The 25,145-nt window shown below is 35.4% G+C and carries 26 protein-coding genes and 3 pseudogenes; 7 read left to right on the forward strand and 22 right to left on the reverse strand.

Going from position 1 to position 25,145, the window contains the following annotated elements; genetic code table 11:
- Positions 1–50: 50 nt before the first annotated feature.
- The 10 genes and pseudogenes from EG344_RS00175 to EG344_RS00220 all read right to left on the reverse strand — a co-directional run bounded on the left by EG344_RS00175 (position 51) and on the right by EG344_RS00220 (position 7,400).
- Positions 51–731 carry a MarR family winged helix-turn-helix transcriptional regulator gene (locus EG344_RS00175; RefSeq protein ID WP_123907736.1) on the reverse strand — a complete coding sequence of 227 codons (681 nt, stop codon included), beginning with the start codon at positions 729–731 and terminating at the stop codon, positions 51–53.
- A 218-nt stretch (positions 732–949) separates the two neighbouring features.
- Positions 950–1,249: a hypothetical protein gene (locus EG344_RS00180; protein ID WP_123907737.1), complete on the reverse strand. Its 300-nt coding sequence runs from the start codon at positions 1,247–1,249 to the stop codon at positions 950–952.
- 311 nt (positions 1,250–1,560) lie between these two features.
- Positions 1,561–2,162 (reverse strand): annotated as a pseudogene (ribA, locus tag EG344_RS00185) (GTP cyclohydrolase II); the annotation flags it as partial.
- A gap of 4 nt (positions 2,163–2,166) precedes the next feature.
- A complete protein-coding gene (locus EG344_RS00190; RefSeq protein WP_123907738.1) occupies positions 2,167–2,715 on the reverse strand; it encodes a lipocalin family protein in 549 nt (182 codons plus the stop codon).
- Positions 2,705–3,394, reverse strand: coding sequence for a lycopene cyclase domain-containing protein (locus EG344_RS00195; RefSeq protein WP_123907739.1), 690 nt, complete (start codon positions 3,392–3,394; stop codon positions 2,705–2,707). Before EG344_RS00195 ends, EG344_RS00190 begins: the two co-directional genes overlap by 11 nt.
- Positions 3,391–3,843 carry a sterol desaturase family protein gene (locus EG344_RS00200; protein WP_123907740.1) on the reverse strand — a complete coding sequence of 151 codons (453 nt, stop codon included), beginning with the start codon at positions 3,841–3,843 and terminating at the stop codon, positions 3,391–3,393. Before EG344_RS00200 ends, EG344_RS00195 begins: the two co-directional genes overlap by 4 nt.
- Entirely contained in the window at positions 3,840–4,313 is a 474-nt protein-coding gene (locus EG344_RS00205; RefSeq protein ID WP_123907741.1) for an SRPBCC family protein, read from the reverse strand. The genes EG344_RS00200 and EG344_RS00205 overlap by 4 nt, the downstream gene beginning before the upstream one ends.
- 57 nt (positions 4,314–4,370) lie before the next feature.
- Positions 4,371–5,207 carry a phytoene/squalene synthase family protein gene (locus EG344_RS00210; protein ID WP_123907742.1) on the reverse strand — a complete coding sequence of 279 codons (837 nt, stop codon included), beginning with the start codon at positions 5,205–5,207 and terminating at the stop codon, positions 4,371–4,373.
- Between the two features lies 1 nt (position 5,208).
- Entirely contained in the window at positions 5,209–6,699 is a 1,491-nt protein-coding gene (locus tag EG344_RS00215) for a phytoene desaturase family protein (protein ID WP_123907743.1), read from the reverse strand.
- A 44-nt stretch (positions 6,700–6,743) separates the two neighbouring features.
- Entirely contained in the window at positions 6,744–7,400 is a 657-nt protein-coding gene (locus tag EG344_RS00220; RefSeq protein WP_123907744.1) for a MarR family winged helix-turn-helix transcriptional regulator, read from the reverse strand.
- Between the two features lie 660 nt (positions 7,401–8,060).
- Here EG344_RS00220 and EG344_RS00225 point away from each other — a divergent pair.
- Entirely contained in the window at positions 8,061–8,546 is a 486-nt protein-coding gene (locus tag EG344_RS00225) for a DUF4385 domain-containing protein (protein ID WP_123907745.1), read from the forward strand.
- Positions 8,547–8,622: 76 nt separating this feature from the next.
- Here the strand turns inward: EG344_RS00225 and EG344_RS00230 are convergent, their stop codons facing one another.
- The 3 genes from EG344_RS00230 to EG344_RS00240 form a co-directional block, all read right to left on the reverse strand.
- On the reverse strand, positions 8,623–8,850 hold the full coding sequence (locus tag EG344_RS00230) for a hypothetical protein (protein ID WP_123907746.1): 228 nt from the start codon (positions 8,848–8,850) through the stop codon (positions 8,623–8,625).
- A 91-nt stretch (positions 8,851–8,941) separates the two neighbouring features.
- Positions 8,942–9,556, reverse strand: a complete 615-nt coding sequence (locus EG344_RS00235) for an alpha-ketoglutarate-dependent dioxygenase AlkB family protein (protein ID WP_123907747.1) — start codon at positions 9,554–9,556, stop codon at positions 8,942–8,944.
- A gap of 127 nt (positions 9,557–9,683) precedes the next feature.
- Positions 9,684–10,460 carry an XRE family transcriptional regulator gene (locus tag EG344_RS00240; RefSeq protein ID WP_123907748.1) on the reverse strand — a complete coding sequence of 259 codons (777 nt, stop codon included), beginning with the start codon at positions 10,458–10,460 and terminating at the stop codon, positions 9,684–9,686.
- 61 nt (positions 10,461–10,521) lie between these two features.
- Between EG344_RS00240 and dinB the strand changes: the two genes are divergently transcribed.
- Both dinB and EG344_RS00250 read left to right on the forward strand, forming a co-directional pair.
- Positions 10,522–11,664 carry a DNA polymerase IV gene (gene dinB / locus EG344_RS00245; RefSeq protein ID WP_123907749.1) on the forward strand — a complete coding sequence of 381 codons (1,143 nt, stop codon included), beginning with the start codon at positions 10,522–10,524 and terminating at the stop codon, positions 11,662–11,664.
- Positions 11,665–11,671: 7 nt separating this feature from the next.
- Positions 11,672–14,725: a DNA polymerase III subunit alpha gene (locus tag EG344_RS00250; protein ID WP_123907750.1), complete on the forward strand. Its 3,054-nt coding sequence runs from the start codon at positions 11,672–11,674 to the stop codon at positions 14,723–14,725.
- Between the two features lie 14 nt (positions 14,726–14,739).
- Here the strand turns inward: EG344_RS00250 and EG344_RS00255 are convergent, their stop codons facing one another.
- Entirely contained in the window at positions 14,740–15,750 is a 1,011-nt protein-coding gene (locus tag EG344_RS00255; RefSeq protein WP_123907751.1) for an SDR family NAD(P)-dependent oxidoreductase, read from the reverse strand.
- A gap of 336 nt (positions 15,751–16,086) precedes the next feature.
- Here EG344_RS00255 and EG344_RS24165 point away from each other — a divergent pair, with 336 nt between their 5' ends.
- From EG344_RS24165 to EG344_RS00270, 4 genes are all read left to right on the forward strand, one after another.
- Entirely contained in the window at positions 16,087–16,176 is a 90-nt protein-coding gene (locus tag EG344_RS24165; protein WP_262698312.1) for a hypothetical protein, read from the forward strand.
- Between the two features lie 339 nt (positions 16,177–16,515).
- Positions 16,516–17,103: an NAD(P)/FAD-dependent oxidoreductase gene (locus tag EG344_RS24170; RefSeq protein ID WP_262697557.1), complete on the forward strand. Its 588-nt coding sequence runs from the start codon at positions 16,516–16,518 to the stop codon at positions 17,101–17,103.
- 295 nt (positions 17,104–17,398) lie between these two features.
- Complete coding sequence (locus EG344_RS00265) at positions 17,399–17,866, forward strand: PA2169 family four-helix-bundle protein (protein WP_123907752.1); 468 nt, start codon at positions 17,399–17,401, stop codon at positions 17,864–17,866.
- A gap of 145 nt (positions 17,867–18,011) precedes the next feature.
- A complete protein-coding gene (locus EG344_RS00270) occupies positions 18,012–18,974 on the forward strand; it encodes a YihY/virulence factor BrkB family protein (RefSeq protein ID WP_123907753.1) in 963 nt (320 codons plus the stop codon).
- Positions 18,975–19,539: 565 nt separating this feature from the next.
- On the opposite strand, the gene EG344_RS00275 is transcribed toward EG344_RS00270, so the two are convergent.
- The 8 genes and pseudogenes from EG344_RS00275 to EG344_RS00305 all read right to left on the reverse strand — a co-directional run bounded on the left by EG344_RS00275 (position 19,540) and on the right by EG344_RS00305 (position 25,145).
- Positions 19,540–19,794, reverse strand: a complete 255-nt coding sequence (locus EG344_RS00275) for a CinA family protein (protein WP_123907754.1) — start codon at positions 19,792–19,794, stop codon at positions 19,540–19,542.
- A 184-nt stretch (positions 19,795–19,978) separates the two neighbouring features.
- A complete protein-coding gene (locus EG344_RS00280; RefSeq protein WP_123907755.1) occupies positions 19,979–20,566 on the reverse strand; it encodes a ferritin-like domain-containing protein in 588 nt (195 codons plus the stop codon).
- A gap of 63 nt (positions 20,567–20,629) precedes the next feature.
- Positions 20,630–21,397: a KGG domain-containing protein gene (locus tag EG344_RS00285; protein WP_123907756.1), complete on the reverse strand. Its 768-nt coding sequence runs from the start codon at positions 21,395–21,397 to the stop codon at positions 20,630–20,632.
- A 616-nt stretch (positions 21,398–22,013) separates the two neighbouring features.
- Positions 22,014–22,637 carry a hypothetical protein gene (locus tag EG344_RS00290; RefSeq protein ID WP_123907757.1) on the reverse strand — a complete coding sequence of 208 codons (624 nt, stop codon included), beginning with the start codon at positions 22,635–22,637 and terminating at the stop codon, positions 22,014–22,016.
- Positions 22,634–22,927 (reverse strand): annotated as a pseudogene (locus EG344_RS24415) (DUF6766 family protein). Before EG344_RS24415 ends, EG344_RS00290 begins: the two are co-directional and overlap by 4 nt.
- Positions 22,928–23,021: 94 nt before the next feature.
- A pseudogene (locus tag EG344_RS24175) lies at positions 23,022–23,291 on the reverse strand (DUF6766 family protein).
- Positions 23,292–23,604: 313 nt separating this feature from the next.
- Complete coding sequence (locus EG344_RS00300) at positions 23,605–24,339, reverse strand: SDR family oxidoreductase (protein WP_123907758.1); 735 nt, start codon at positions 24,337–24,339, stop codon at positions 23,605–23,607.
- Between the two features lie 11 nt (positions 24,340–24,350).
- Positions 24,351–25,145, reverse strand: coding sequence for an SDR family NAD(P)-dependent oxidoreductase (locus tag EG344_RS00305; protein ID WP_123907759.1), 795 nt, complete (start codon positions 25,143–25,145; stop codon positions 24,351–24,353).

Genomic DNA, 25,145 nt, shown 5'->3' on the forward strand with positions numbered 1-25,145 from the left:
ATGACTAAAAACCTATAAACTGACAATCCATCAAAATTTATAGCATACAGTTATGAATTTTTGAATGGATACTCTTCGTATACAGTATTGATAAGTTCATCAGAATGAATATTTCGTGAAAAAATGGGATAATGAAAAGCATCGAGTTTATTTAGAATACGGATAAGGTCCATCTTCTCTTTATGGGTAAGATTTCCTGCGACGATATTGGTAGCATGACGAATCTTCTCCATTTGCTTTTCCAAAACGATCAGTCCTATTTCGGAAATTCGAATCAATTTACTACGTTTATCATTATTAGAATCAGTCTGCTCAATAAGTCCCTGGCGCAGCAGTCTTGTAATAATAAGCATGCCTACTGGTTTGTCCTGAATATTCTTTTTGATAAGGGCCATTTTAGTCATTTCACCAAAAGCTTTTAAATTAATCAGGTAGATAAAATCTTCCTGAGTCGAAAATTCAGAATTTACAATAGCAGACTTTGAATAAGTCTTCGCATATCGGTTTAGATGAACAATTAATGTGCTTATTGCACTTTCAGCCGTTCTTCCATTCTCTTTTCCTTCCCAATACGGTTCATGAAGAACACTCTCATGATCTACTTTCTCTCCACCTGAAACCCATAATTTAAAGTCTTCAATAGTAGCTGGATAAGAATTCAAAGATGTTTTATTATCTGACTCAAATTCCTCAAGAAGAGTCATAAATTCTTTTATAAGGGTAAAATTCATTTTAATAAAATACTATACAAATATACCAGCTTTAAATTTAATATTAATTCTCAACGCAGGGCGTACTAAGTTTGTTCAAAAAATGATAAAAAGAAAGTATTACTATTTTATACACAATTTATCCTTCATAAATCACAATTATATAAATAAACTAAAAACAAAAAAAACTGTCCGAAACTTTATCAGCTTCGGACAGTTTGTAGTGTACGATCTTAAAATTAATTAGTTTTTTTTCTCCATTCAGCCTTAACATCTTCCGCTGCATCTTTTGTGCTTTCCCATGCTTCATCGGCTTTATCTTTGATATCTTCCCATGCATCAGAAACATTTGATTTCACTCTATCTAACCAGTCCTCCTGTGTTGCTTCCTGATCATTATCTCTTTTTTCATTGATATAATCTTTCGCTTTATCCGCTAATTCATTAATCTTCCATTTCGCATTTTCCGCTGCATTCTTTAAAGAGTTTTCTGTTTCATTAACTGCATTTTCCGCTTTGTTATAATCTGAATTGTTCATAATATAATATTTTAGTAATTGGTATATAAATAAACAATGTCTGTGCCTAAAATATTATTTAAAATGTTAAATTTTCTTAAAATACAAAATCACCATCTACAACAATTATACGTATTGTATATTCAGAAAAATTACTGGCACATTACTTTTCGCAATCTTCATAATCTTCAACAGTACTCATAGAGTGCATCAGATAATATGCTCCTGTGATATCTTTAGAGATAGCACCGGTAAGCAAAATTTTTTCCATGGCATCTGAATTTAAATGGATCATAAAAAGACATTATCCTGCGGATACAATATTGTATCTTCTCCAAAAGATGGCCAAAGTATTTTTTCTTCTTCGCAGGATAGCTTTCATTCATTTCATTGGAATCAATTTCTAAAGGAATTCTACTATTGAGAACGATTCCGCTGTTCTCTATGGATTTGATCTTATCTGGATTATTAGTCATAAGATTAATCTTCCTTATTTCCAAAATATTCAGCATTTCAACGGCCACATCAAAGTTTCTTCCGTCTGCCGGGAGTCCCAGTTTCAGATTGGCCTCAACGTATCGAATCCTTTTTCCTGAAGTTCATAAGCCCGGAGCTTATTGATGATCCCAATATTTCTTCCTTCCTGACAAAGATAGATAATCACTCCGCACTTTTCTGAAATATATTGCATTGCAGCATCCAGCTGTTGTCCGCATTCGCATTTTTTGGAATGAAAGACTTCTCCTGTAATACATTCTGAATGAAAACGTACATTTACGGTTTTACTAAAATCTGTATTCTCTGCCACCCAAACCAAATGGGGGCTCCAGTCTTCTTCATTTTCTGAAAATGCATATACTGTGAAAACCCCATAATCTGTAGGTATTTTTGATTGTGCTTGTATTTTGAGCTTTTTTTCCCTTTTTAAGTTTATATAATTATTTTTCGAACGGGCTCTCTTTGTCCTGCTTTACCCAGATAAGTTTTGATGTATCATAACCAATCTCCTGAGCCTTAGATATAAAATTTTGTTTTACGTTCTCAGGAATAGTCTTCTCACGAGACAGAATCCAGAGATAATCTAAGTTTTTGCCTGCAACCAATGCATATTTATAATCTTCCAGCGCAACGACGTTATAACCAGCGTAAAAAGGCCCGAAAAAGCTCACTTTAAGCGCAGCAGTATCCTTATCTCCTCTGAATTTAGCAGTACCATTGACTGATACCCATTTGTTCTTCTTAAAATTATAACCACTGTTAGTGACATCAACACTTCCATCCGAATTAAGGCTATATTGAGCCATTGCATTATCAAGGTCTTTTTCAAAATAATAATCGAATCTTGCTATTTCATACCATCTACCTAAATACCGATTGACATCAAATTGCCTGACAGGCTGAACTTTCTCAGGCATAGAGGAACAGGAAGTCATACTATTTAAAAACACGAAGCATAGTATGACTATAAGAATTATTCTATTTTTCATTGTTAGTTATTTTTTTAAAGAAATAAATATTGAGTAAAAACTGGCTGTAGCCATAGACGGCATCTTCAACAGGGATCGTTCCCATTCTAATGCCTAAAAAATCATCAGGATTGTAATTAACAACCGGTGAAGGAATTAATGAGCCTGTCAGTATCCCATTCACTGCAAAAAAACCAGGCATCAAGACAAGATATACAAAACTGGCTTTGCCTAGCCATTGTTTTTTAGCAATAAAATGAAGGTAACAAAGTGTAAGTATAGTTACAATTACTGTCAGCAATGTATATATTCTTTCATAACAAAGTAGCCCTACAACAACAAGAACAATAAAAGAAGTAAATACAATGAGATTATTAAAAGCACTCATCCAGCCCAGAGTAAAATACTTTTCAATACAATAATAAGTAAAAACACAAGCGAAAGGAATACAATAAAAAAACAACCATTCCTCCACAGGAAGTCCCGCTATTTTAACTCCTAAGGTATAATTAAGATCAAACCACCATACTCCTTTTGCCGTGAACCAAATATCCCAGGCAATAAAGGGAATGGCTACAATGGTGGAAGACAGCAAAAATTTCCCAAAAAGTTTATTAAACTGTATTCTTCTGTCAAAAGATGCCAAAAAGCAGATAATGACAGTGAAAAAGTTAATCAGTATGTAAGTATAAGACATCATTTTTTATTGAAATATATTTTAAAATATTTAACAGGTACCCACAAAAAACCAAAACATTCTCCATCTTCTTTTCCCAAATGCTTGTGATGCTGCTTATGAGCACGTCTGATGGCAAGGAAGTACGGATTCTTTGTTTTAGTGAAAATCTTAGCCCTCTGATGGATAAAAATATCGTGCACAAAGAAATAGGCCATGCCGTAAAGGCTTATTCCTAGACCTATAAAAAACCAATAACTAAAATCCTGCTGTACTCCCTGATACAATAAGGCAATAGCCGGGCTTGCAAAAATGAAAAAGAACCAATCATTTCTTTCTAATTGGCCGTCATGGCTATGATCATGATGGTCCCGATGCAGAATCCAAAGGAAACCATGCATAATATACCGGTGAATAAGCCATGTAGCTCCTTCCATGGAAACAAAAACTCCCAAAACGATGAGAACATTCATGATTCGTTATGTTTATTGTTAAAAAGATTATTCAAAACTCTGTATCTGAAATCGAAAATACTTTTAAGCTTTTCTTCTACAAATAACTGATGAGCTATTTTACCTAAAATCCCCATTGAAAGTTCATAGTCTACCGTATCTTTCATGAGTACTCCATGCTCGTTAGGAATAAATTCATGAAAATGATTCCAGTGCTTATATGGACCTTTTTTCTGAAAGTCTGTAAAACTTTTATAGTGTTCAACCTGGCTTATAATGGTTTTCCACCTCATGGGGATCCCCAATAAAGGAGAGACTGTATAATCTATTTCCATTCCTTTAAAAATAGGCTTACCCTTCACATCGGAAATAACCACAAAACCCATACTATCAGGGGTTATTTCTGATAAATTGTGAGGGGATGAAAAAAACTCCCATGCCTTTTCAATATTGCAGTTAAGCTGTTGTTCTCTGTATAATCTGTACATCATTTATTTTTTATTGATTATTAAGCACTCCACAAAATCATTTCAAACGGATTTCCACAATCAGTAATAAGCAGACTTGTAACGAATATAACTTTTGAAAGCAACCAGCAGCTTTTGTGAGTTAGCAATCCTGATTCTCTGCTGTAATATATTCTGGGAACTTGTTTTCTTTATTTTTTCAAAAAGGGAAAGGTAATATCTGTAAGCAAGATATACTCCGAAAATGGATGAGCCCGGGAGTTTTTTAATTCCTTGCAACGCTTCTTTGAATTCTTCTTCAATTTCCTTTTCAATCAGCGTTTTAACTGTATTATCAAAAACTGACATATTCAGGAACGGAAAATAAGTTCTTCCTAAAATTTGATAATCATCTTTCAGATCCCGTAAAAAATTAACTTTCTGAAAAGCAGATCCCAGTTTCATGGCAAAGGGTTTGAGTTTCTCATACTGCTGTTTGTCACCTTCTGTGAATATCTGCAGACACATCAGTCCTATAACTTCCGCAGATCCATAGATGTATTCTTTATACAATTCGGAATTATAATCAATTTTATGAAGATCCATTTCCATACTGTGTAAGAACTGATCAATCAGCTGTCTGTTTATATCATAATTACGAACGGTTTCCTGAAATGAATGCAAAATAGGATTGAGTGATATACCATCTTCAAGCGCCTGATAGGTATCAGACTTTAATCTCTTCAAAAGTTTCTCTTTATCATAGCCATGAAAGCTATCCACAATTTCATCTGCCAAACGAACATACCCGTAAACAGCATAAACAGCAGGTCTGATGGAAGGCTTCAATGCCAGTATTCCCAATGAAAAACTGGTACTGTATTTTTGCGTAGTGTACTTACTCACTTCGTAAGACAATTCATCAAACAATTTTTTCATATTATTTTATTTTTAGTTTACTGACTTCAGTCGCTACAATTTTTCCGGAAATTACTGATGGTGGCACTCCTGGACCGGGAACGGTTAACTGTCCTGTATAAAAAAGATTTTTGATCTTTCTGTTTCTTATTTTGGGTTTCAAGACAGCTGTCTGTGATAAAGTATTGGATAGCCCATAGGCATTACCTTCATAAGCATTATAATCAGAAATAAAATCACTTACACAATAGCTTCTTTTATATTCTATTCTGGAAATAAGATCAGCATCACCGGTATGTTTTTCAATTCTTTCAATCATCTCCAACAGGTATTTTTCTCTGATAGATTCTTCATCATGTATTCCAGGAGCAAGGGGTAACAATAAAAAGAGATTTTCACATCCTTCAGGCGCTACCTCCGGATCTGTTTTAGATGGGCAACAGGCATAAAAAAGCGGTTTGGAAGGCCATTTTTTATTTATATATATACAGTCTATATGATTATCCAATTCATTTTCAAAGAACAAGGTATGGTGTTTTAAATGAGGAATTCTGCCTTTGATTCCAAGATAGTAGATAAGACAGGAAGGAGCAAATGTTCTGGTTTTCCAATATGCCTCATTATAATTTCTCAGCGGCTGTGGAATCAATGTTTCTGTATGATGGTAATCTGACGATGCGATCACGGCATCAAATTCATACATTTCGCCATTTACTGTTATGGAATAAATCTTCCCGTTTTCCGTATTGATTTTCTGTACTTCATGATTAAAATGAAAGATTGCTCCCTGCTTTTCCGCCACTTCCTTCATCCCGAGAACCAGCTGATAAAAACCTCCCATTGGATATTTTGTTCCCAAAACATAGCCTCCGTAATTCATAAGACTGTATAAGGCTGGAATATTCTTTGGGGAAGCTCCAAGAAATATAACTGGAAATTCCATAAGAGATCTTAATTTCGGATCAGTAAAATATCCTGAAACATATTTTCTGAAATTGCTTAAAAGATCAAGTTTCAGTGCACTTCCCGCTATTTTTAAAGAAGCAAATTCCAGCCAGTTATAACAAGGTTTTGTTACAAACTCTTTCATCCCTACTTCATACTTAAATTTTGCAGACTGCATAAATTGATCGTATTGCATAGCGGCTCCTGTTTCTATTTTTTCAAAGAGCTTGCGGATATCTTCATTTTTCTTGGGAACTGCAATTTTTTCTTCTGGAAAAACCATTTCAAACTGAGGATCCAAAGAAACAAGATTAAAAAAATCGGATGCTTTACAGCCAAAATCACTGAAAAACCCCTCGATAATATCTGGCATCCAGTACCAGCTGGGCCCCATATCAAACACATATCCTTCATCTGTTTTAAATTGTCTTGCACGCCCCCCTGGCTGAGGGTGCTTTTCAAATACGTGTACTTCATTACCTAAATTTGCTGCATAAGCTGCCGCTGAGATTCCGGAAAATCCAGAACCTATCACGGCAATTTTCTTTCTTAAGTTTCCAGTATTCATTGTAGTTTATTTAATAGTTTTTAGCAGATTCTCTTAATATCTTATCAGTTCAGTCTGTTGTAGACAATATCCAGCAAGTCTGTGGCTTCGATATTCATACGGTAAAAAGCATCATGAAATTCATCCAATTTAGAAAGTATAGCAATAAGCAGCATTTGTTCAGAATGGTTCAGATTTCCCACTACCACCCTTGAAGCTTTACGGATCTCATCCATGTGCTCATCGAGCACAGAAAGTCCTTTTTCAGTTATTTGAATATGTTTGATCATTTTATCTTTATGGGAGACGGTCTGTTCAGCCCAGCCATTACGGATCAAGCGGTTAATAATAAGCATCCCGGAAGATTTCTCACTAGCATTATATCTTATGAGTTCCATTTTCGTCATCGCTCCCATGGTTTTCAGGCTTATCAGATAAATAAAATCATCTTGGCTTGAAAAAACGGAATTACCAATTGAACGGGAGTACGTTTTTGCATACCTTCCCATTCTTATCAATAAGGTATTGATGATACTATCAGAACTTCTTCCTAATTCCTTTCCTACCCAATCCGGATGTTCCTGCTCAGAATAAGATTTCGAAGAAGCATTGATCCATTCTGTAAATCCCTGAAGATCGTTACTATAATGCACTTTATCTTCATTCTGTTCCATAAATTGCTGAACAAGTTCAACAACTGCTTTTATAAGATCAAAATTCATATCAAATAAATTAGTATACAAATATACTTACTATAGTTTATAAATATACTTTTTATTTTTTATTTTGTTCTTCAAATTATAACTAAGTGTTAAAAGCACTAAAAAAAACACCTTTAAAAAGGCAGGCATGGAGTATATACAAAACAATAAAAATAGTATATTAATAAACTATACTTTTTTATAATATGAAAAAGTACACTTTAATTAAACGATTATTAAAAAATAAGTTGATAATGAAAGACTAATGAATCTGTATATTCTTTACTATGACTCAACTGAATCTGAAAATATTTTTTTGGTGAAGTTTTGATGCTGAAGAAACTGTAGACAGATTAAAACAAGCGTTGGACTTTGTACTCTGCTTAAAGATATACCTCTTGGTTTACTGCGTTGGTTAATGCCCGGATCACATTGATTTCTATCAGCTAGCTTTACCTCTGGCTACCTTCATACAATCCTTCAAAGACTGAACTTGATTGTAGCTTATTAAAAGCCTTGCTGTACCGCCTTTTCAATAAGAGAACTTATCCAAAGTCTTTCAAAGGGTTTGCTGCATTGTATATAGTTATATCGGAAGATCAGCTTCCTTTCCTGCATATGTTATTATAATAATACTATTACATTACAAGTTAAGGGCATCATGTTTGTTTCTTCATTTAAATGATCAGCGACAAACCAACTTACCTCAATTTCGATAAGGGAAACTATGCCTGGAAGTCCGATATAGACTACCGTCTGTATCCGGAGAAATATAAAGTTGGTAAAGGTGAACAGGGCGTTTTGATCTGTGAACCTTATAAATCAGAAATAGGAAAACACTGGCGTTTCAAAAATATAGAAATTGCCAAAGTAAGTTCAGAAATAATCTTTTCTATATTTTTGGATTATCTGCAACAGGATGACTTTGTCGGAGCAGATATGGCAAGAAAATATCTTCAAATGGGCTTTACAAGGGCCAGGCGGTACTTTAATTTTAAAGGAGGCAAAAAATACAATGCTGAAAAAGGATATCAGCAGTTGGAAAAAGGAACGGGTGATCCAGAGAAAGCTAAAGCTGCTGATATTTTTTATAAAAAATGGAAAGAGGCAGAGAAAAACCAAAAATACACCCAATTAAAAAAAATATGGAAAAAGAAGTATGGATAAATTGTTTTGACAGTTTTATTATATTCTCTTTTTTAAAACAGTAGGGCTTTAACTGGGTTATAACTATTACAATAATTTATAGATGCAATTTTTCATACATTCCGTTGTTCTGAAATACATTTAAACCTTCTATCTTCTCATTGGTAACATTATAAACAATTTCAACTGAAAATGATGATACTTTATACAGTACAAATTTTAGCTTATCCTTATAAGTTTCACTGATTTCAACACCTTCAGCGCTAACAAGTTTATACTGAGATTCCTTTGGTAAATTTTTAAAATCGTAATACGTGATGGACATAGAGTTAGTTTTTAATTTTATATCTGCCGGAGAGCAAGAACTTTCTCTTTTCAAACAATACGTTAAGTTGGAAGTTAATACATTTTAATTATTATTGAACTAATATTCGGATGAAGCGAAATGTGAGATTAATCCGTTCTTTCATGGGAACAATTGACTTAGCGATTCGATGTTCCCAATTTTCCTGCAGATCTCCTTTCATGATAAGTAAGGAACCATGAGGAAGCGGAAGGCTGTACTTGCTTTGGTGATGATCTTTCTTTCTGAAATCGAAATTTCTTGTTTCTCCAAGGCTGATGGAAGCGATGACAGGTCGTTTTCCATATCGACTTTCCTTATCCCGATGCCAGGCAACGGAGTCATTTTGGTCACGGTATAGGTTTAACAGAACCCCATTGAATTGGCAGCCAAATTCCTTTTCAATTCTTTGTTTTAATGAAAACAATTCAGGAGTCCATGGATTGGTTGGCTTTTTATCTACTTCAGAATCATTATATTTTGAATCCCCATACCAAGCGGTCAATCTTGGAGTAAGCACCATCTTATCATACATTTTTTGAGTACGCTGTTCCCAGGGAGCCGTTTCCAACAATTTGTTTTTAAGCAGATCGGCTTCTTCACAACTCAGGAAATTCTCTCTGTATTCCAAAAGGTCTTTTGGAAACTCATACAAGTCTTCTGCATCAAATAAACTAAGCTGATTCATTGTTGTTTTTTCTTTAAATTATTTAACTTTGCTTTATTCCGTTTCTACGGAATAATTTTTTTTATCATTTGTGTTTTTACTTCCCTTCGGGGAAGTTTTTTGATTATGCCATTTACTTAAAATGAATTCAATTCTTATCTCCCATTTTTTCCTTGATCTGTTTGATATCAGTTTTAATTTCTGTGATGAAGTTTTGAATATGATGTTCTGAAAATTCATCAGGTTCATATTCTTTGGTATTAATACTACAGGCGAACTCCCAGATTTCTTTAATTTCAGGTAATGGAATTTTATAAGGTTCATAAAATTGATTGTCAGCCTTCACCCATATACCATCTACTTCATGAAACTGAAACCTTTTGTAACTGATACCATCGTTGGTGGTAATGAAAACATACGTTCTGTCCGTTTTCAAGTCCGAAAGATTTTCTACATATTTTCCCACGATATAAGTTCCGTTCTTATAGGGGGGCATTGAATCTCCGTCAGCTGGAAATGCCCTAAACTTACCACCTTTTAAAAAAGGTAATGATATGGTCTCCAAACTTTCTATGTATTCCGGATCTCCATAGCCATTCAAATAGCCCATAGAAGCTTTTTGGGGAATAATCTCAATCTGATTGTTTCCATCTTGATCAACCTTTATAGGCAGAACAATCCTATTCTCAGGAAGCTCCATTATTTCATCGATAGAAAATTTTCTGACATCTACAGTCAACAATAAGTCGATGCTTATGTTATAGAATTTTGAAATTCTAAGCAATATTTCAATAGGAGGTTCTGTTCTGCCATATTCATAGGCGACATATCTGGATCGGGTAAGAATTAATAGATCTGCCAGTTCTTGCTGCGTCATATTTTTCTTTCCTCTCAAAAACACGATGTTATCAGAAAATTTTGACATTGTTACAATTTTAGACAACAAAAATACAAAATTTGTTTCAAAATGTGACTAATTTTGTCACATGGAAAGAGCAATCGTACATATGGATTTAGATACGTTCTTTGTTTCCTGTGAAAGGCTGAAAAATTCAGAACTGGAGAAAAAGCCTGTGATCATAGGAGGTGGAGACCGTGGTGTAGTGGCATCCTGCTCTTATGAAACCCGTTTTTTCGGAGTAAGAAGTGCAATGCCGATTAAAATGGCTTTACGGTTATGTCCCGAAGCTAAAGTTATAAAGGGAGATATGGAAATGTATTCCACTATGTCTCATATGGTAACCGAAATTATCCAAGAAAAAGTTCCTGTTGTGGAAAAGGCAAGTATCGATGAATTTTATCTGGATCTTTCCGGAATGGATCAGTTTTTCGGATGCTATAAGTGGACATATGAAATCGCAGAAAGCGTACAAAAAAACACAGGTTTACCGATAAGTTTTGCGTTGTCTACCAATAAAACCGTATCCAAAATCGGGACGGGAGAATCGAAGCCTACCGGAAGATTAGAAGTAAAACAGCCTGACATACAGCCGTTTTTAAATCCGCTATCAGTAAAGAAAATTCCTATGGTCGGCGATGTTACCTTTCAGCTGCTCTCAAGACTGGGGATCAGAACGATACAAACGCTTTCAGAAATGCCTGTTGATGTACTTCAGCAGCTGATTGGTAAAAATGGAAATGAACTATGGAAAAAAGCACACGGAATTGATGAAACCCCTGTAGTTCCCTACTCTGAACGAAAATCTATCTCTACAGAAGATACTTTTGCCCAGGATAGAATCGATATTCAAGGTATTCAAAGTATACTCTCAGGAATGGTTGAAAAGCTCTGTTATCAGCTCCGCGCAGAGAAATGGCTGGTATCAGTAGTGGTGATAAAACTCCGCTATGCCAATTTTGATACGGAAACCAAACAATGCAGAATTCCTTACACCTCAGCTGATCATACTCTGCTCAGGTATGTTTTAGAACTCTTTAAAAAAGTATATACCAGACGTATGAGAATCAGGTTAGTTGGAGTAAAGTTTACCGGACTGGTTCACGGATGCCATCAAATGGATCTCTTTGAAGATACTGAAGAGTTGATATCACTGTATCAGACAATGGATAAAATCAAAAACAGGTTTGGAATTTCAAGTGTAGGAAGAGCCTCAGGTTTATTAAAATAAATACAAGATGTTTCTGAATTGTCATTCTTATCATAGCCTTCGGTATGGAACCATTTCTATTAAAGAACTGGTTGAGCAGGCTGTACATTTTAATATTAAAATTCTGGCTCTTACAGATATCAATACCATTACCGGGATCTATGATTTCTACAAAATTTGTCAAGATCATCATATCAAACCGATCGTCGGAGTGGAAATACGGGTTCAGGATGAACTGTATTATATCTGCCTGGCCAAAAATCAAAAAAGCATTGCAGAAGTCAACAGGCTTTTAACCGCATATAACTGTGAAGGCATAGAAATTCCTAAAGCAAATCCTGATCTTACAGATACTTTTGTCATTTACCCACTGGAGAATATTCCTGAGAAATTAGCAGATCATGAATTTATAGGCATCAGACAGAACCAGTTAAATCTTTTGATTAAACCGGAATTAAAACAGTTCATTCATAAAATGGTTATTCTTCATCCGGTTACCTTTACCACCTCTGAAGAATATGAGCTTCATAAAATAGTAAGGGCTATTGATCACAATACATTGATCAGTAAGCTTACAGAAGCTGATTACTGTAAAGACAACGAAATGTTTACTGATAAAAAAAAGCTTCTGGCTCAATTTCAACATGAGCCACGAATTATTGAAAATACAAAGTATATTGTCAATAGCTGCCATTTTGATTTTGATTTTTCAACACCTAAAAACAAAAAGCATTTCACAGACAACAAAGAAAATGATTCTAAGCTTTTAAAAAAGTTAGCATATCAGGGACTTTCTAAGAGATATTCCGAGGATAATCTACAAGCGAAAGAAAGAGTGGATAAAGAATTAGGAGTCATTGATCAGCTTAATTTCTGTGCCTATTTCCTGATTACCTGGGATATTATCCAATACAGCAACCGAATGGGATTTATGCACGTAGGAAGAGGCAGCGGTGCCAATTCAATAGTCAGTTACTGCATTGGCATTACTGATATATGTCCTCTGGAACTGGATCTGTATTTTGAACGGTTTTTAAACCTCAACCGTAAAACACCTCCTGATTTTGACATTGATTGGAGCTGGCAGACCAGGGATATTATCCTTGAATATATTTTTGAGAAATATGGTAAGGAGCATGTTGCCTTCTGTGGAACCAATGTTGAATTTAAATACCGTTCTATTTTCCGGGAAGTAGGAAAAGTATTTGGTCTTCCGAAAGAGGAACTCGATACACTGGCAACCAAGCCCATCCAGGAACATGATATTAATTCGGTATCCAGACAGGTCCATTACTACGGAAAGCTTTTAGAAAAGTTTCCTAACCGGAGAAGCATGCACTCCTGTGGAATTCTGATCTCAGAAGAACCTATCACCAATTATTCAGCACTAGAAATGCCTCCTAAAGGTTTTCCAATCGTACAGTTCGATATGTACACTGCTGAAGAGATTGGCCTTGAAAAATTTGATATTCTCTCACAAAGAGGGTTAGGAACTATAAATGATACGGTAAAGCTTATTAAGGAAAAAAGAGGAATTGATATTGATATCCGGGACACGTCCCTTTCAAAAGACGAAGCCCGATGCAATGAATTCTTAAGTTCCGGAAAAACCATAGGCTGTTTTTATATTGAATCTCCAGCCATGAGGGGATTACTTCGAAGACTGAAATGTGACAATTACAAAGTGCTGGTAGCTGCCTCTTCCATTATCCGACCCGGCGTTGCCCAAAGCGGGATGATGCGGGAATATATTTTCAGACACAACAATCCCACAAAATTTGAGTACTTCCATGAGGTTTTTGAAAAGGAATTAGGAGAAACCTATGGTATTATGGTATATCAGGAAGATGTTATTAAAATCGCCCTGCATTTCGGTGGGTTGTCCGCTTCTGATGGTGATGTACTAAGACGGGCCATGAGTGGTAAAGGCCGGTCTTTATCAGCTTTACAGAAAGTAAAAGATAATTTCTTTGAATCCTGTAAAAGATTGGGACATCCCGAACAATTATCCATGGAAGTATACCGGCAGATCGAATCTTTTGCAGGATATTCATTTTGCAAAGCACATTCCGCTTCTTATGCCGTAGAAAGTTATCAGAGTTTATTTCTCAAGGTCTATTATCCTATCGAATTTATGGTTTCAGCCATCAATAATGGCGGAGGATTCTACAGAACCGAAGTCTATATTCATGAAGCTCGGATGTCCGGAGCTTCAATTCATAATCCTTGTGTTAATTTAAGTGAATATCAGACGACTGTTTATAACTCTGATATTTATTTAGGATTGATGCATATTGAAAGGCTGGAAAAAAAATTAGCACAGTTGATTCCTGAAGAAAGAGCTCAAAATGGAGAATATACTTCATTGGAAAATTTTGTCAAAAGAATTGCTATTGGCATCGAAACATTGCAAATTTTAATCTTTATCGGAGCATTCCGCTTTACCGGAAAACAAAAACATGAACTGCTGATCGAATCAAGATTTCTTTTGGGAAATAATAAAATAGCATTTAGGCATCCCACATTACTGGATGAGCCACAAAAAAATTATCAGCTTCCTTCTATAGAAAGAAACCGGTTTGAAGATGCTTTTGATGAAATAGAAATAGTAGGCTTTCCTATTTCATTCAGTCCTTTTGATTTGTTACAGACCGGATACAGAGGTTCCGTTTTAGTAAAAGATTTATTGAGGTTTCATAAACAACATGTTAAAATGCTCGCTTATCTTATTTCAAGAAAACATGTTCCTACCAAAAAAGGAACGATGTATTTCGGAACCTGGGTCGATGCTCAGGGAGAATATTTTGATACCGCTCATTTTCCCAACTGCCTTGAAGAATATCCTTTTCAGGGTGGTGGCTGCTATCTATTATTGGGAACAGTAGAAGTAGATTTTCACTTTCCTACTGTTACTATTCATAAAATGGCTAAAATGCCTTTTATTCCGGATCCAAGATATTCTATGGATAAAGAAAAGTCCTTGGAAGCTCAACGTAATCTACATGAAGATGTTAGTATGACTTGGCGAAAGCCTTATCCGCAAGAACATGAAATAGGATTACCAAGACAGAAAATTCTATAGGAGAATATATATAATTATAAGTCAATACTCTTATTGCTCTTATCTGCGATGCCTCTTTTTAACGCAATTATGGCAAATCCAGCCAAAACTCCAATTAATGCAGCTACTTTAACGCTTTTGGACGTATTTAAAGGAGGTCTACCGTATATTCTGTGTGGGTCTTTCGAAGGCTCAAGTATATTCCCCGATACTTCAGGACCATTCTTTATTTTCATCATTAACCGTACACCCGCTGATGCCGTATTGATTACTACTTTAGGAAAAAGTCTGTAAATTGAAGTAATTGCATAAGATCTGAAATCGGGAAATAAATCTTTTTTCGGTTTCCTAGCTAATTCAACCATTTTTGCAGCAGTATCCCGTGGATCTGAAGCAATGGGAGGTATACCCATCTTAAATCCTGAGTATTTTGCAGAATGAAGATTCCCGGTTGATTTTTGAAGTTGGGGGTATAAATTACAGACATGAATATTTGTATAATTTGAAATTTCGCCTTGAAGGCCATCCATCATGCCTTTAATACCGTACTTAGTTGCTGAGTAAACTGAACTGTAAGGTGCGGGCATATATCCTCCTATAGAAACATTATTAATCAATATCCCTTCATTTTGTTTTTTGAAAATTTTAATGGCATTGTAAGCTCCATGCATATAGCCAAATAGATTAGTTTTAATAACCTGTTCGTGAATCTCCATTGGAATCTCTTCAAATTTTCCACTCGCCATAACCCCAGCATTATTTACCCATATATCAATTCTGCCAAATCTGGACAATGTCTCTTCTGCTACCCTTTCTATATCTGCAGCAACGGAGGTATCTGCGGAAATTCCCAATACTTCTACTCCCATTCCTTTGCAAAGCTCAACCACTTCATCTATACCTTTCTGTCCTCTGGCTACGATAACTATATTGCACCCTTCCAATGCAAAAGCCTCTGCAGCAGCCCTTCCTACTCCACTGCTAGAGCCTGTTATTACAACTGTTCTTCGCAATAAAGTCTGTTGAAATTGTTCTTCTTTTCTCATGTTTACTTTTTTTAGATTCAGTAACAAATAGAACATGTATTATGCCAGATGTGCAATTTTTAAAATACATTGTACATTCATTCTAATTTTTTTTTTACGTCCATGAATAATAATTATTTTACCAACGGCAAATATTTAGAATTAATCGGTTCTAAAATCTAAATTCTGATTATTGATGTTTGTTTATCTTCATATTTATAAAAAGCACCACAAATCCGCTTTTTATTGTATTTGGTCTTATTATTGGATACATTTAATTACACCAATTACAAAAATATCCTTTTATGAAAAAAACATATTGTCATAATAGGAGGAGGTTTTGCAGGTATTAATTTCATCAAAGACGTTGCTAAATCAAATGAATTTAGCATCACATTAGTTGACCGAAATAATTACCATTTCTTTCCTCCCTTAATTATCAGATAACTACTGCATTTATTGAACCTTCACACATCAGCTATCCATTCAGAAAGTTATTCTCAGATTATACAAATGTTCAGTATCATATGGGAAGTTTTATATCTATTAAGACTGAATTTCAAGTCATTGAGACAGATACCAGCTCAATAACATATGATCATGCGATTTTTGCGTTGGGAACCGAAACTAATTTTTTTGGGCTAGATCATATACAAGAGTGTGCATTGCCTATGAAAACCATTAATGAAGCCTTATATATTAAAAATCACTTACTGCTGAACCTCGAAAAAGCTTAATCTCTCCCATCTTTATCTGATCGATGCGCTCTCCTCATTGTTAGCTCCTATGAGTGATGCTGCAAAAAAAACCGCATGTGATAATTTAAAAAGACTCGGCGTCAATATTCTTCTAAACGTTTCAGTAAGAGATTACGTTGAGGAAAATGTAATACTATCAGACGGAAGAAAAATAAAAACAGAAACACTCATCTGGACTTCCGGGGTAACCGGCCGTGAAGTATTGGGAATTCCTGAAACGAGTATAAGTAAAGGAAGAAGATTATTAGTTGATGAATACAACAGAGTTATAGGATTTAATAATGTCGGGGCATTAGAAGATATCTGTTTACAGTTAACGGATAAAAATTATCCTAAAGGACATCCTCAGCCTGCTCAGCTTGCTATTCAACAAGCAAAATTAGCCGCTAAAAATTTTATAAAACTCTATAACCAACAACCTTTACAATATTTTGTGTATAAAGACAAAGGAAGCATGGCCATTATTTCAAAATATAAAGCCGTAGTTGTTCTTCCTCAAAAAATGGGTTTGAATGATCATCCTGTAACAGAGAATAATAAAAAGAAATTCATGACCGTCGGATATTATATTTTCGGTGCAATAGTTACCAAATTTATCTATGATAAAATTAAGTAAGACTCATTTACCTCTGCTCGCAGGGTAATTTTTTTACCATGTAAAATATAGGAATAAGACTTATAAATACTTCAGTATACAGCAAATGATTATTAATATTTTACTACTGGTGTTTTTAAAAATAACACTTTTTATGTATGACAATAATTAATAAACTGCTGTTCAAATAATTTAATCCAGATTTAATGGATCCACACCTTATCTGTTTACGAATTTTATAAAGATAAAGTCATAACATACCACAAAACAAACAACATAGGCATATTTATTGTTCAATCATTCAAAAATATTCAGTATGGAAAATAATAAAACAATTTCAGCACTTAATGAATTACTTCATATTACCAATGACAGAATTAAAGGTTTTGAAAGCGTAGAAGGACAAGTTTGGGAAAGCTATTCTGATCTAAAGGGTGAATATGATAAAATGATCTCTCAGTCAAAAATAATGAAGAATGAAATTATTAATCTCATTACTGAAAGAGGTGGAAATCCTGATGAAGAAACATCATCATTGGCTGGTAGTCTACACCGGACCTGGATCGATATTAAAAATTCCATACCTACAAGTAATAGTGATAAAGAAACCTTGGAGAATGTAGTTTTTGGCGAAAAACATGCTATTGAAGCATACGATAATGCATTGAAAAGCGGTGATCTTTGTAGCGAAAGTTCAAAAATAATTGCGGAACAGCTGAGACAACTGCGCATTTCTTACCATCAGTTCAATAACATCGAACATTATAAAAAGAGAGATGAATAATCTGTTTCGTATCTAACAAGCTCTATCATAATTTTCGCAGACTAAAGAATCGGAAGTGATATCCAAGTAATAACGTTTTGATTCAGTTAGGTTACAATGTTAAGTAAAATTATATACCTGATTTTTACAAGTAATACCATACATCATGAAAACAATTAATAATCTTTGGGAAATACTTAAAGGTACCTATAAGGACTGGAGTGCACGGGATCTGGGAACCGAGGCTGCCAGCTTAGCCTATAGCGCAATTTTTTCGATTCCTGGACTCTTAATTATAGTTATATGGCTCACGGGTATATTCTTTGGTGAAGAAGCGGTACGGGGAGAAATCACTAAACTCATCGGGAGCATGATGGGGAAAGATGTTGGTAAGAGTCTTGAAGAAATGGTCGTAGCCGGCATGGTGGATAAAAAGAACATCGTTATGAAAATCATTGGAATCGTTACGCTTGTTTTTGGGGCAACTTCACTTTTCTTCCAATTTCAAAAGTCCCTAAATAAGCTGTGGGATATCGTGGCAACTCCTAAAAAGGCTTGGGAAAAATATCTTCTCGACCGTGCGAATTCTCTGGGGATGATTATTGTCATTGCATTTCTTATGCTCATTACCTTGCTGCTGAGTTCTTTCATCGGTCTTGCTAACGATTGGGTTATCCACCGTTTCGGGTTAGAAACCCTGGTTTTGGTGAATATTATTAATATTGTTGTAGGCTTTCTGGTTACACTATTTCTTTTCGCAGCCATGTTCAAAATTCTGCCGGATGTTGAGTTACAATGGAAATCCGTGTGGGTTGGAGCTGCAGTAACTGCTGCACTGTTTACACTTGGAAAGTATATCCTCACTTTTTATTTTGAAACGTTCAATCCAAGTTCTGCATTTGGTACTGCCGGGACTGTTATTTTACTGCTGTTGTGGATTAATTACACCTGCCAGATTATTTTCTTTGGTGCAGAATTCACTAAGGTCTACGCTAAAAAAATGGGGCATCAACTTAAACCTTCAAAACATGCAAAATGGAGCCCGCAAATAGTATCTAAAGAAGATTCGAAAAACATAGTAACTGCTGAAAAAGCTCCCGATAAAACGGTGAAAGATTCGACGATTTAGTTTCGAAAACTTAAAGTAAAAACCATAAATTATTTTCGCTTTTTTTTAAAGTTAACGTTTAGCGTCATATTTCTCTGACGAGATACTTTGCCCCGCAAACAGAGAAAACTGTCAAAACAAAATCTAAAACTTGGAGGTTATGATATTTTGAAGGTCCATTTAAAATACAATTTTAAGATAAATTGATGTGGATTGAATTTTCTAAGACTACATTCTTTAGAATTGGAGACTGTCTTGCAAAGTGTGTAAGCTAAAAGTCAGGTCTGGATTTTATACTTATTACAATGTTGATCTGTCGTTAGTCTCTTTACTGTTTAGGATAAGGGTCAGTTTCAACTGGCTTAGAAATTTTCGTAAAATCTCTTCTGTGTAATATAACTTTACAGAAAGAGGGTTAAGTTTATTTTTATAAATTATTGAACTCTATTTTATCTGAAAAGACAATCTGTCTTTTATACAGAATCGAGTAATATACATAAATTTCAAATACCGAATGCCTTTCCGGTGTACAGTATCCGGATGTAGCAATACTCCAATCACTTTCAAACATTGTGGATGCATAGAGTCATAACTTGTCAGCAAAAAGGCTGGATACACAATTAGAATTTTTGATCTCAGAAGTCTCTACCTTCAATAGCTTCACTATTTTATCAGGACTATGTACCGTGATACCGCCTTTATAAAATAATTTTGAATTAGTCATTTCCGAAAATGCAAGCTGCATCGCACCAGCGGTAACACTTTCTGCAAGAGAAATGGTTTGATCACAACTCATAAATTCTTCATTGATTTGTTCCAAAAGGATCTTGTTAAATTCCATGACACTTTTATAATATAAATTTTACTTTATAATATAAATTTTACGTAATTAAAATTGATCTGCATTTCATTAATTTATTAACGAACTTAGGGTAATGTTTATTCTTTAAATGAAGACGCTGCTCTATATTATTGAAAACAAGCCATACAGCTGATAGTGTATGGCTTGTTTAAATTTTATATGTTTAATCTTCTTGCTGAGCATCAAAATTAATGTTAGTTTCTGCAATTTCCGTAAGGTTGTAATCTGTATCTTCTTCCTCCTGCAGTGTTTTTTCTAACAGCTCAGCAGCCTTATCGTGTCCCATAGTAATAGCAAGTTGCGTTAGGCCTCCATAGCTTGCAATCTCATAATGTTCTACCTTCTGCGCCGCGATTATCAGAGCTGCATCTCTTGTCATCGTGCCTTCTTCCGTAGATTTAATGATTTCTTCGCCTTCCTTAATCAATCCATCCATTGCTTCACATTTTTTCTGCTCCGGATTCTCATTAATGAGTTTAAAAACTTTCTCCAAGCGGCTTATATGCTTTTTAGTCTGTAACTGATGATCCTCAAAAGCATCTTTAAGCTCTTCTGTTGTTGCTGCGTCATGCATAGTCTGCAATGCATCTACTAATTTATGCTCAGCGTAATAAATGTCTTTTAATGCATCTACAAAAAATTTATGCAGCGGAGCATTTTTCATCTCACTTTCTTTTACTGTAGCATTGTCTACTGCCATTTTTTTATCAGCAGTGCCGGTTGTCGTGTTTCCTGTTGTTTTAGTTGCCATAAGATAATGGGATTTAAAGGGTTAAAAGGCTGCCCCTTTTTCAAAGAGACAGCCTAAAAAGAATTATGAATTACGTCTGCCTCCGAATCCTGATCTGCCGGATCCTGAAGATCTTCCACCGCCATGAGAAGCCTGGCCTCCCATTCTGGCTATTCTTGTACGTTCAGATTTACTCATTGAAGCAAAACCTCTTTTTGATGTTCCGCCTCCTGAATTTGAACCTCTGTTATTACCTCCTGAACCGGAGTTAGGATTAGAGCCACGGCCGCTTCCTGAACCGGAGCTTGAGCTACGCCCTCTTCCTGAGCCACTATTTCCACCCGATCTTGAATTGGAGTTTCTTGAGCTTCCTCCACTATTTGATCCTGATCTTACTGATCCTGAATTTGATCTTGATCCTGAGCCAGATCCTGAAGATCTTCCGCTTCCTCCTGACCTAGATCCGGAGCCAGAACGGGATCCTCCACGAGAGCTGCTTCCAGAACTTCCTCTTCCACCAGAAGTAAACCTTCCCTGACTATCCCTGTTTTGACTACCACCTCTATTTCCTCTGCTTCCGCCTCTTGAACCTCTGCCTCTATTATCGTCGTCATCATCATAGTCATAGTCGTCGTCATCATAGTCATCGTCATCATAATCCTCATCATCATACCCTCCTTCCTCATCGAAATAGTCTTCAAAATCTGAGAAATCATCATCGTACTCCTCATCTTCACTTCCGTCGTTATAACCATGCTCATAACCTAATTGGTACGCTTCTTCAAGCATTGACTGGTCATCATCTGATGAATTTCTGCCTGAACTTCTGTTGTTTGAATTTCTAGTGTTCATAAATTTTACTTTTTGGAATTAATATTTAGTGATGTACCGCAGTCCTTGACTAGTATCAGACTACAGTCGGTTTATTTTTAATGTTTAGATAATACAATACCCGCACACAGTAGAAACAGTGTGAAACATAATTGAATAATACTTTTAGTTATTCTATTATTCTGTAATACGTTAAATTATACGTACCCCTATTTAGAGCTCACGCCAGCTGAATCCTTCATCTTAATAGTGGCAACACTATCATTTAGATTTCTTGATGTAGTATCTGTTGTGTCTGGCCGGGTGGAATTTATATTCATTGAATCTATAGCAGATGTATCAACAGTAACTGGTGGTGCTGTTTGTACTTCTTTTTTACAACTGATTGTCAAAAAGCCCTAGAAGAAGAGCTAAAGAGATTATTGCTTTCATATAACATATTTTAATTTGGTATATCAAAGCTACAAGCTCAGGAAGGCAAATCCTATGACAATGATCATAATCGATTCATAAATTTTATTAAATTTTACTCTTAAGTTATTTATATGATAAGAAAGAATAGAATCCCTCTAACATTTTTTTAGATAGTAATTATTACTTTCTTTAGAAGAATTAATATGATTTCAAAATCTATATATCACCAGGATCGAAACTCAACTAACCCATCTGTCAAAATTTTCCATTGAATATTTGAAATTCCCACCATCCCTCCAAGGGCAATAGCTAAATTCCTTGCTTTATCTGCGATTTGAGCATCCATATTGGGTGTCTCGTTACGTCCGTAAATACCTGCTTTTATAAAATCTTTCCCTCGTGCTATAATAAAGGTAGAGCTTGTATCGCCCGTGTAAAAGTGTGCGGTGTGCGTATTTATTTTATCCGGTATCCCCGATGGTTTACACTCAATAATCAGCTGCTCCAAAATTTCATTATTGGCAGATAAATTTTCATACATATCTGTTATCGCGACCCAATCAAACCCTCTTGCCTCAAAATTGCCCAGCCCCGGAATATCTATCCTAATGAAATCTCCTTTTTCAGGTAGTTTCTTTTTTAAATTCCCATTTTTATCGTGCAGTTTAAAATCCGCACCAACTCCACTAGCATAATAATTCCAGTAATTTACCGACAAAAGGCGATCTTTTAAAGTCTTATACAAATCAACTATATCTTCAAAATCTTTAGCTAAACGAATACTTTCCGTATCGTGAAAACTTCCTTTTTCCTGGAGGGGTACCCCTGTGATCAATTTTGGCTTCATTTCGTTTTTTTTTGTGGCATATCAACTGGCTTTGATTCCGGAGAACCTTTTTCTCTGAGCCAAATTGAAAGGATAACCAGCGAAGCAACTGCTAAAAACTCACTCTGCCAGTTTTGAAACTACTCAAACCAAAAACGGGCATCATACAAATATTCCTGAATTGGCATCACAGGCAGTTCTTTAGCAATCTGCTCACCACTGTATTCTTCATAGCTTCCATAAAAATGACAGGTAAAACTGATAAGAAAAAGAATACCAAAAGAAATTGATAGTGAATGTTTATAGAGAATAAGCCATAGACCACCCTGTTTAACCGGCCATGGTGCATTGGAATGAGGTCGAGGTTATTTATCAACATCTTCTTTTTCATCCAAAGACTTTGATTCACTTGACCCCCTTCTGTCTGAGAAAAACAGTCAGAACAACATACAGCATCATTTGTAAAAATTCACTTTCCTAGTTTTCAAAAGTGGCCTGAACAAAATGGCCGCTGTGTAGATATTCTCCGATACTTAAAAGATGCTGTCCTTCTTCAGCCAATTCTTTGTTTTCAGTTTTCCAACCCGTCATGACCTGCCCGTACAGGCAGACAAACATCAATATAAAAAGAATAATACTTAAACTGTTTCGGTAAAAGAAATTATGTTTAATCATTGATACTTGATTTTATTGGATTGATTTTTATTCTCTTAAAATAGGATTTGCATCGGTGAATATTTATTTTTTAACCCAATTGCTTACTGATCTTGCATTAACTATTAAAATTTCTCTACACGCTTTTCCATAATTTGAAATAATGACCAGGCAACCTTTACTTTTTTATCGCTCTTACGTATGAATGTAATACAATTGGGATCATCAAAAAATTGACTTGTGAGGCATAATCAAATTGTTTTCTTGCTTCCATTAATTTTGGTAAGGTACCAACTTTACGGATTTCAACATTTATCTATCCGTTGACTATTAATCAACCGTTCGGATGGAGAACCTGCCCCGTCATCTGTGCTGAAGCATCGGTAGCTAAAAACAGATAACTTGAAGCAATCTCATCCGTATTGGCATTTCTTTCCAATGGAGGTTTGCTTTGATCGTCTTCTTCTTCACCAAAAGTTTTCTCAGTAAGTGGTGTCGCTACCGGTCCAGGTGCTACTGCATTGACCCGAATCCCTTTAGGTTTCGCCTGTAATGCCAGCGATCTCGTAAAAGAAACAATTGCCCCTTTTGTAGCTGAATAATCTAATAATTCTTCATGCCCAATATAAGCGACTGCGGAGGTCGTATTAACAATGGAACTCCCTTTTTTTAAATTGGGAAAAACTTCCTTGGTAAGTAAAATCATTCCAATGATATTGGAATTAAATGTCTTTCTGATGCTTGCTTCTGTAAGGTCAATAATATTATCTGCAGGAATTTGTGTTCCTGCATTATTTACTAGAATATCAATTTTCCCAAACTCAGCAACTGTTTTTGAGACGGTTACTTTACAAAAATCTATATCATTGATATCTCCGCCAAAACATATAGCACGCCTGCCTAGAGCTTCAATTTCCAATTTTGTTTTTTCTGCATCTTTGTCGTCTTTATAATAGATAAAAGAAATATCCGCACCTTCTTTGGCAAATAATAAGGCAATTGCTTTACCTATTCCGTTGTCTGCTCCTGTAATGAGCACTGATTTATTCTGCAATTGCAACCTCTCCATACTATTAAAATTTATACATCTTGTGGTTCCTGCATTTTTCTCATACGATATGCTGCCATGCTATCGCTTGCCAGATTAGACATGGCTACCGTTAATTTATTTTTCAACCCCGAGATTATTTTATCCTCTCCATTCATCAGAGCATCATAGCCATCCTTAGCCACTTCTTCCGGAGTGCTGAAACTCTCTTTATCTTCCATAATCTTACTTCTGTTCATCTGTGCTTTGTTGAAAAAATCCGTATCGGTCGGTCCTGGAAGAAGTGCAGTAACCGTAATTCCGGTATCTTTTAATTCTTCACGAATCGCCTCAGACCATGATAAGATAAAAGCTTTACTTCCGTGATAAACTGATTGCCATGGACCGGGTGCTTTACTTGCGATTGAAGCCAGATTTAGTATTTTTCCTGATCCTTTACCGATACGATCCTTTAGGAAAAGTTTGGTTAAAATCAGAACTGCATTTATATTGAGCCTGACAATATCCAATTCCCGATGTATATCTGTATCTTCAAATTTTCCATAGAAGCCCTGTCCTGCGTCATTCACCAATATTTCCGGACTAATATCGTTGAGTCTAAGTTCGGCATACATAGAAAAAACATCATCTTCTTTAAAGAGATTTTTTGCCTGGGTTACCACCTTAACACCATATTTTTTAAATTCATTGGCTTTTTCAAGCAGTTGATCATGACTGCGCGATACAATAACCAGATGGTAGCCATTTTTTGCGAATAATTTCGCCAGTTCATATCCGATTCCACTGGTTGCAACGGTGATCAGTACATATTGATTTTTGATTTCCAT

Origin of the sequence: Chryseobacterium sp. G0162, assembly GCF_003815715.1 — a bacterium.
GTDB lineage: Bacteria > Bacteroidota > Bacteroidia > Flavobacteriales > Weeksellaceae > Chryseobacterium.